Genomic DNA, 7,682 nt, shown 5'->3' with positions numbered 1-7,682 from the left:
CGCCGAGCATGGCGCGCGCGCGGCCAGGCTCGAGCGCGCTCTGCGCAATCGCAACCGCTTGCTCGCCGAGGAGACCGCCGACGCCCGCTGGCTGGACGCCGCCGAGCGCGAGATCGCCGCCCTCGGCGTCGCCGTCGCCGCGGCCCGGGGCGAGACCGTGCTGCGGCTGCGCGCGCTCATCGCGAGAGAGCGCGACGACAGCTCGCCCTTTCCCTGGGCGCAGGTTTCGATAGAGGGGGAGCTGGAGCGCATGATCGGCGAGGAGCCGGCGCTGCAGGTGGAGGATCGCTATCGCGCGCGGCTCGCCGCCGCGCGCCGCCGCGACGCCGCCGCCGGCCGCACGCTGGAAGGCCCGCAGGCGAGCGATCTCTCCGTGCGCCACGGCCCCAAGGACGAGGCGGCGCGCGCCTGCTCCACCGGCGAGCAGAAGGCGCTGCTGGCCGGCCTCGTTCTCGCCCATGCGAGGCTGGTGGCGGCGACCACGGGGCGCGCGCCGCTGCTGCTGCTGGACGAGGTGGCGGCGCATTTCGATCCGCTGCGGCGCGAGGCGCTCTACGCCGAGCTTGCGCGCATCGGCGGGCAAGTGTGGATGACGGGCGCCGATCCGGAAGTGTTCGCCACGCTGGGCGGACGCGCGCAACTGCTGCGCGTCTTTCCGGGGCGCATCGAGAGCGCGATGTGAGTCTTTCGCAACGCTCCCAAAAAAGGCCGCATTCGAGGCCCTGAACAGACGCGTCCCGGCCCCGAGGGTCCGTGGGAAAACGTAGCCGCCGAACCATCGAAGAAGCGCATGCGCGAGCCGAATGAAATCGATTTTTGGCGCGGCTTCGCTCTCGTCACCATTTTCGTGAATCATATTCCGGGGATTTTTTTCGAGCGCTTCACCTTTCGCAATGTGGCGATCTCCGATTCGGCGGAGCTGTTCGTCTTTCTCGCCGGCTGGGCGCTGCGCAAGCTGGTGGACGGGCCGGCCAAGCCGCTCTCGGCGCGGTATCTGATCCTACGGCTCGAGGGCCGCGCCTTCACCGTCTATCTGGCGCAGCTCGTCATCGCGCAATTGGCGGTCGCGCTGCAGGCCGGCGCCTCGCTGCTGCTGGACGCGCCCTTTCTGCTCGACTGGAACAACGCCTCGGCGATTTTCTCCGATCCGGTGCGCGCCAATCTCGGCCTCGTGCTGCTCACCTTTCAGCTCGGCTATTTCGACATTCTGCCGCTCTATGTCGTGCTGATGCTGGTCTCGCCGCTGATCGCCCTCGCCTATCGCCATGCGCGAGCGCTGCTGCTGCCGGCCTCGCTCGCCATCTGGGCCTATGCGCTGGCCTTCGGCGTCAATTTCCCGACGTGGCCGGTCGAAGGCGCCTGGTTCTTCGATCCGCTGGCCTGGCAGCTCGTCTTCGTGCTCGGCTTTCTGCTGGCCGGCGAGGATGGAATCGGCGGCCTCGTGCGCCGCTATCGCAAGCCTCTGTGGTGGGCGGCGCTGCCGATCGTGCTGCTCGGCGTCGCCGCGGCGCGGACCGAATTCGATCCCTCGCCGATCGCTCTGCCGGAGCCCAAGCTGTTCTTCGTTTTCGACAAGACCTTTTTGTCGCCGGCGCGGCTGCTCTCCAATCTGGCCATCGTCGCGGTCTTCGCGGGCTCTTTCCACGTGATCGCGCGCGGCCTTCCGCGCCTCGCCGATTTTTTGTCGGCGCTCGGCCGCAATTCGCTCAATGTATTCTGCGCCGGGTCTCTGCTGAGCCTCGCCGGGCAGATCTTCCGCTTCGCCTATAGCGGAGATGTTGTAAGCGACGCTTTTATCGTTATGTTCGGCATCGCTGCGATGGGGGCGACCGCATGGGCTTCGGAATGGCGCGAAAGGTTGCGGGCAAAATCGGCGCGGGCTCCTGCATAGCGCTGGCGCTCGCGGCGTCGCTCACGCTCGCGCAAGAACGCGCGCCAGAGTCCACGCCGCCGTCCGAGGCGCCGCCGCTCAGTCCCGCCTGCGAGGCGCCGGCCGGCGATATCGCCGCGCCCGCCTCGCTGCCGCATTTCGCCAAGGCGCTGCGCGAGCGCAAGACGGCGAGCATTCTCGCCATCGGCTCCTCCTCCACCTCCGGCGTCGGCGCCACCTCCGACGCCAAGAGCTATCCAGCCCAGCTCGAGGCGATTTTGGAAGGGGCGCTGAAGGGCGTCGATGTCGTGGTCGCCAATCGCGGCGTCTCCGGTGAGGTGGCGGCCGTCACCGCCGAACGCATCAAGAGCGAGGTGGCGCGGGAAAAGCCCGATCTCCTGCTCTGGCAGCTCGGCACCAATGACGCGCTGGTGCGCATCGCGCCGGACGAATTCGAGAATACGGTGAGCTCGACCATACGCTGGCTGAAGGCCAATGAGATCGACGTCGTTCTCGTCGGCCTGCAATACAGCTCGCGCTTCTCGCGCGACGAGGAATATTTCGCGATCCGCAATGTGTTGCAGCGCGTGGCGACGGCGGAGAATGTCGCCTATGTGCGCCGCTATGACGCGATGCGCTTCATCGCGCAGAACCACGCCAATCTGCAGATGATGGCGCGCGACAATTTCCATCTCAACGATCTCGGCTATCAATGCATGGCCGAGCATATCGCGCGCGCGGTGATCGTCGGCGTGTTCGCCAAGCGCCGCCCGAGCGGGAATTGAAGGCGCTCATCGGCGCAAGGCAAAAGCCGCTGCGCCGACGAGCGTTGAAGGCTCAGAGGCGCTTCAACCCTTCCTCGAAGCTGATGGACTCGAAGCGCTGATCATATTTGGCCGCGCCATCGGCGAGCGTGTCGATCTTTTCGGCCGTGTCATATTTCTTCATCTTCGTCTTATCGAGATAGAGAAGCTCGATCAGCTCATTGTAGACGGAGGTGTCGTCGATCGGCAGAACATAGAGCGGCACGCCGTCTATGCTGATCTCATAGCGCGACGCGCGGTCGAGATCGGAGACATAGATGAAATATTTGCCCTCCGGCTTCGCGCTCGCGCCGAGCGCCGCGACGAGAGCGGGAAGCTCACGAAACGAGGCGAGCGATCCGGCGAGAAACGACAGTGCGGCGTCGCCTTCCTCCGCAGTGGCGTGAACGCCTTCCAATGCGAGCAGCGGATCGAGCGTGACGGCGAATTCGCCGCGAAAGCCGAAACGGCCGGCGTGATGCGTCGCTCCCTTGTGGCTGGGCTTCAAAAGCCGGCCTTCTGCCTCCAGGCGCTGGAAGGCGGTCGTTTCGATAGACGTCATGTTCGGCTTTCGCTATCCGCCCCTTCTCGAAACATTCGAGACCGTGACGGTCGATTTTCCTGGGGGATAGATGAGACGGGACTCGCAATCGACGGCCCGCAAGCCAGCGGACGCGTCGCGAGGTCGATCATCGAGGAAAACGAAAAAGGAGCGCTCTCGAAAGATCGAGCGAGTGCGATTCGTTCCATTGTCGCTGACGCGGAGCCGACAAAAATGTCGGCTTTCGATCCGCACGACGACGCTCGTCGCTCCTCAGGAGGAACAAAGCAATTTTTGCGCCGCAGTAGCGACGAGCGTCGGCGTCCTCACCGCTCGAGCTCGAAGCAAAGCGGCGACGGATGCCCACCCTCTATCATGAGACGCTCGGCGCGATATCCTAATGTATCGCCGATACATAGAATGGATCGACGCCGTCGTCTCTCGATACGCTGCGCCAATCGATAGGACAGATAGGCGAGCGCGACTCCGCCGATCGGGTCTACGAAATAATGCCCACCTTCCGTCACCGTGCCCGCCATCAGTGCGATATCGACGACGCACAAGAAATAGAAGGCCGGGCGCACGGTTCGCAGGCTCAGCGGCGTCAGCGCGCCGACCACGGCGTGAAAAGAGGGAAAGCTCAAAAGGCCGCCGATCGTGCTGCTCTCGAGGTTCAACGGCGCGGACTCGCGTAGGCGGGTCAGATGATCGAGCGGCGTCCGACCGCCGAAACGAAGCTCGTGAAACAGCGAATTATCGACGAGAGTGACAGCGCTCGAGGCCGGCAGGAAGGCGGCGATGACGATCGTCGCCGTGAGCGCGATCGCGAATGCGAGAAGATAGACGCGCAATTCGCCGATGCGCTCGAGCGCGACCAGCAGAACCACAGGCGCGATGATCTGCATAGCCATGCTCGAATAAGCTTCCCGCAGCCACTTCGCCAATAAGGGGCGATCGTCGACATAATGGGCGAAGGCCAGCCAATCGCCGCCGAGCCATCGATCGAGCGAGAGAAACAGCTCGTCCTGCAGCGGCATGGCGAGACGCTGCGTCGCATAGCTCGCGAAAATTCCTGCGAGCGACGTCGCCACGATATAGATCAGCGAATAGACGAATATCGGCGCGACGCGCGAGACGAAGCTCGGCGAGGCGAAGCGGCAATAGAGGTCGAGAGCGACGACCGCGACGACGAAAAGGCTCGGGTCCGGGAAGGATGGCAGCGTCAGCCCCGTCGCTTTTGCGCCGACATAGGCGCTCGCCATCATCGCGAGGCTGAGGCGCACGGCGGCCGATGGAACCGCTACGAAGCGTGATCGCAGATGATCGAGACAAAGGTCGTAAAATCGGCGTGAAATATGAACAGCCTTGCAAAAGAACGTAGAATGCATGCTCGAAAACTCGCGTCTCGAAATGATTTGGAGACGCGCCGCCGAACTCGACGAAAACGCCCCTGAAATATGCCGACGCGCGTCGGCGCTCCAATAAATACTTAGCTACGAAACCGCGGTTACATTTCGGTAAACGACTAATTTTATAATGTCTTCCAGTAATATAGGCATCTCACCAGTCTATCGGCGCGCGTCCTTTCGATTCGAGATAGGCGTTGGCCTTGGAGAAATGCTTGCAGCCGAAAAAGCCGCGCGCCGACAGCGGCGAGGGATGCGCGCTCTCGAGCACGAGATGCCGCGAGCGATCGACGCCCGCGCCCTTCTGCCGCGCGTAATTGCCCCAGAGCAGGAAGACGATTCCCTCCCGCTCGCGAGAGAGCGCCTGCACGGCGGCGTCGGTGAAGCGCTCCCAGCCCTTGCCCTGATGCGAGCCGGCGGCGCTGTCGCGCACGGTGAGCGTGGCGTTGAGCAGCAGCACGCCCTGCCGCGCCCAGCGCGATAGATCGGGATCGCGCGAGGCGGGCCGTCCGAGGTCGCTCTCGATCTCCTTGAAGATGTTCTGCAGCGAGGGCGGCGGCGGAATGTCGCGACCCACAGCGAAGCACAGGCCATTGGCCTGGCCGCGGCCGTGATAGGGATCCTGGCCGAGGATCACCACTTCCACGGCGTCGAATGGGCATTCGTCGAAGGCGCGGAAAATCTGCTTGGCCGGCGGATAGACCGGGCCGCGCGCATATTCCTCGCGCACGAATTGGCGCAATGCGTCGAAATAGGGCTGCTCGAACTCCGCCGTGAGGCGCAGCTTCCAGCTCTCGTCGATTTGAACGGGTTTGTTCATATCCGCCAAGCTAACATGCGTCGGCGCCGGGCGAGAACCCGGCCATGTCGCAAAAGCGCGAGAATGATGTTCTAAACATCATCTTGGCGAGATAAAACATGCCTGCTAATATAATAAGCGTGAGCATATGAGATGATCACCGCCGCTCAATTGCGCGCCGCGAGGGCGCTGCTCGGCATAGATCAAAAGAAGCTGGCCGAGCTTTCCGGCGTCTCCCTGCCGACGATTCAGCGCATGGAGGCGAGCGAGGGCAATGTCCGCGGCGTGATCGAGACGCTCACAAAAGTCGTCGAGGCGCTGAATGGGGCCGGCGTCGAGCTGCTCGGCGAGAACGCCCGCAGCGAGGGCGGCGGACGCGGCGTGAGGATGCGCCGCCCTGGTCCGCCCAATCCGACGACATAGGATAAATCGCGACGACGACCGCCGACTTCGCGCCGACGATCCCGCCGCTCCTCGACCTAAGGAGCCAGTGTTGAGAGATCGACGTTTTCGCCAGCCCAGCTTCATCGAGCTGTTCACGCCCAAGCTCGTCACCATTTTACGCGAGGGCTACGGCCTCGCGGATCTGCGCGCCGACGCCATCGCCGGCCTCACTGTCGCGATCGTCGCGCTGCCGCTCTCCATGGCCTTCGCCATCGCCTCGGGGCTCAGCCCGGATCGCGGACTCTATACCGCGATCATCGGCGGCTTTCTCGTCTCCATGCTCGGCGGCAGCCGCTTCCAGATCGGCGGGCCGGCGGGCGCCTTCATCGTTCTCGTCTTCGCCATCGTGCAGCGCGAGGGCTATGACGGGCTGGCGCTGGCCACGATGATGGCGGGCGTCATTCTCTTCGCCATCGGCCTGCTGCGCTGGGGCACCTACATAAAGTACATCCCCTTTCCGGTGACGGTCGGCTTCACCGCCGGCATAGCGGTCATTATCTTCGCCAGCCAGCTCAAGGAGATTTTCGGCCTCTCCATCGCGCAGGAGCCGGCCGCGCTCGGCCCCAAGCTCACGGCTCTGTGGGAGGCGCGCGGCACGCTCAAGCCGGCGACGATCGGCGTCTCGGCGCTGGCGCTGGCGATCATCCTCGGCCTGCGGCGTTGGCGGCCGAGCTGGCCGGGAATGCTGATCGCCGTGACGGTCTGCGCGGCGGCGACGGCGGCGCTGCATCTCGACATAGAGACGATCGGCTCACGCTTCGGCGGCGTACCGAGCACACTGCCGGCGCCGGCGGTCCCGCATTTCGATCTCGTGCGGCTGCGCGCGCTGCTGCCGGACGCGCTGACCATCGCCGTGCTCGGCGCCATGGAGTCGCTGCTCTCCGCCGTCGTCGCCGACGGCATGAGCGGGCGGCGCCATCGCTCCAATTGCGAGCTCGCCGCGCAGGGCGTCGCCAATGTCGTCGCGCCGCTCTTCGGCGGCATTCCGGTGACGGGAACCATCGCCCGCACCGCCACCAATGTGCGCTCCGGCGCCAAGGGTCCGGTCGCGGGCATGCTGCATGCGCTGTTCCTGCTCGGCTTCATGCTGATCGCCGCTCCGTTGGCGGCTTTCATTCCGCTCGCCGCGCTCGGCGCGGTGCTCGCCGTCGTCTCCTGGAACATGGCGGAGAAAAAGGAATTCGCAGCTCTTTTCAAAGCCTCGCGCGGCGACGCTCTGGTGCTGGTCTCGACCTTTCTGCTCACCATTTTCGAGGATCTGACGATCGGCATAGGCGTCGGCGTGACGCTCGGCGCCTTCCTCTTCCTGCATCGCCTCGCCGAGAGCGTCGAGGTGCAGACCGGCGAGGCCTTTCTCGATGAGGATCAGGCCGATGATTACGGCGGCCATCGTCCCGCCTATGATTCCGCCGCCGCCTCCGACGCAGAGGTGATGGTCTATAAGATCAGCGGCGCGATCTTCTTCGGCGCCTCGGCGACGGTGAGCGCGGCGCTGGACGAGATCGGCCGCTACCCGCGCGTCTTCATCTTCGATTTCAGCGAGGCGCCGCTGGTGGACAGCACGGCGGCGCGGGCGCTGGAGAGCTTTGTCGCGCGATTGCGAAAGGCGGGAACCGTGGTTTGCGTCGCCGGGGCGCGGCCCGCCGTGCGGCGCGCTCTGCTCTCGGCCGGCTTGCACGAGCCGGAGACGCTCTATGCCGGCACGGTCGCCGACGCGCGCAGCCGCGCCACGGCGCCCAAGCCACCCGAGAATCGCGCCCCGCGGATGACCGGCGCCGCCCTGCCCGGCCGCGCGTGAGGCGCGCGGCAAGAGGTTTGC

General features: G+C 65.0%; 7 protein-coding genes and 1 pseudogene. 5 read left to right on the top strand and 3 right to left on the bottom strand.

Annotated elements, in window-relative coordinates; genetic code table 11:
- The 3 genes and pseudogenes from A1351_RS25535 to A1351_RS21855 all read left to right on the top strand — a co-directional run.
- Window positions 1–682, top strand: a pseudogene (locus tag A1351_RS25535) (DNA replication and repair protein RecF); the annotation flags it as partial.
- A 108-nt stretch (window positions 683–790) separates the two neighbouring features.
- Complete coding sequence (locus tag A1351_RS21860) at window positions 791–1,891, top strand: OpgC family protein (RefSeq protein WP_064033914.1); 1,101 nt, start codon at window positions 791–793, stop codon at window positions 1,889–1,891.
- Entirely contained in the window at window positions 1,846–2,655 is an 810-nt protein-coding gene (locus tag A1351_RS21855; RefSeq protein ID WP_245291704.1) for a GDSL-type esterase/lipase family protein, read from the top strand. Before A1351_RS21860 ends, A1351_RS21855 begins: the two co-directional genes overlap by 46 nt.
- Window positions 2,656–2,707: 52 nt before the next feature.
- Here the strand turns inward: A1351_RS21855 and A1351_RS21850 are convergent, their stop codons facing one another.
- The 3 genes from A1351_RS21850 to ung all read right to left on the bottom strand — a co-directional run bounded on the left by A1351_RS21850 (window position 2,708) and on the right by ung (window position 5,440).
- Complete coding sequence (locus A1351_RS21850; protein ID WP_024879334.1) at window positions 2,708–3,235, bottom strand: hypothetical protein; 528 nt, start codon at window positions 3,233–3,235, stop codon at window positions 2,708–2,710.
- 305 nt (window positions 3,236–3,540) lie between these two features.
- Window positions 3,541–4,602: a phosphatase PAP2 family protein gene (locus tag A1351_RS21845; protein WP_024879333.1), complete on the bottom strand. Its 1,062-nt coding sequence runs from the start codon at window positions 4,600–4,602 to the stop codon at window positions 3,541–3,543.
- 172 nt (window positions 4,603–4,774) lie between these two features.
- Window positions 4,775–5,440: a uracil-DNA glycosylase gene (ung, locus tag A1351_RS21840; protein WP_026598089.1), complete on the bottom strand. Its 666-nt coding sequence runs from the start codon at window positions 5,438–5,440 to the stop codon at window positions 4,775–4,777.
- A 132-nt stretch (window positions 5,441–5,572) separates the two neighbouring features.
- Between ung and A1351_RS21835 the strand changes: the two genes are divergently transcribed.
- Both A1351_RS21835 and A1351_RS21830 read left to right on the top strand, forming a co-directional pair.
- The gene (locus A1351_RS21835; RefSeq protein ID WP_024879331.1) at window positions 5,573–5,842 is read left to right on the top strand and encodes a helix-turn-helix domain-containing protein; all 270 of its coding nucleotides are present in this window, start codon (window positions 5,573–5,575) and stop codon (window positions 5,840–5,842) included.
- 70 nt (window positions 5,843–5,912) lie between these two features.
- A complete protein-coding gene (locus A1351_RS21830; protein WP_026598087.1) occupies window positions 5,913–7,661 on the top strand; it encodes a SulP family inorganic anion transporter in 1,749 nt (582 codons plus the stop codon).
- Window positions 7,662–7,682 lie beyond the last annotated feature (21 nt).

It is taken from the genome of Methylosinus sp. R-45379, from assembly GCF_001644125.1.
Taxonomy (GTDB): Bacteria; Pseudomonadota; Alphaproteobacteria; order Rhizobiales; family Beijerinckiaceae; genus Methylosinus.
The sequence above is the reverse complement of the archived record's forward strand: the minus strand, read 5'-3'. Positions and strand labels throughout refer to the sequence as shown.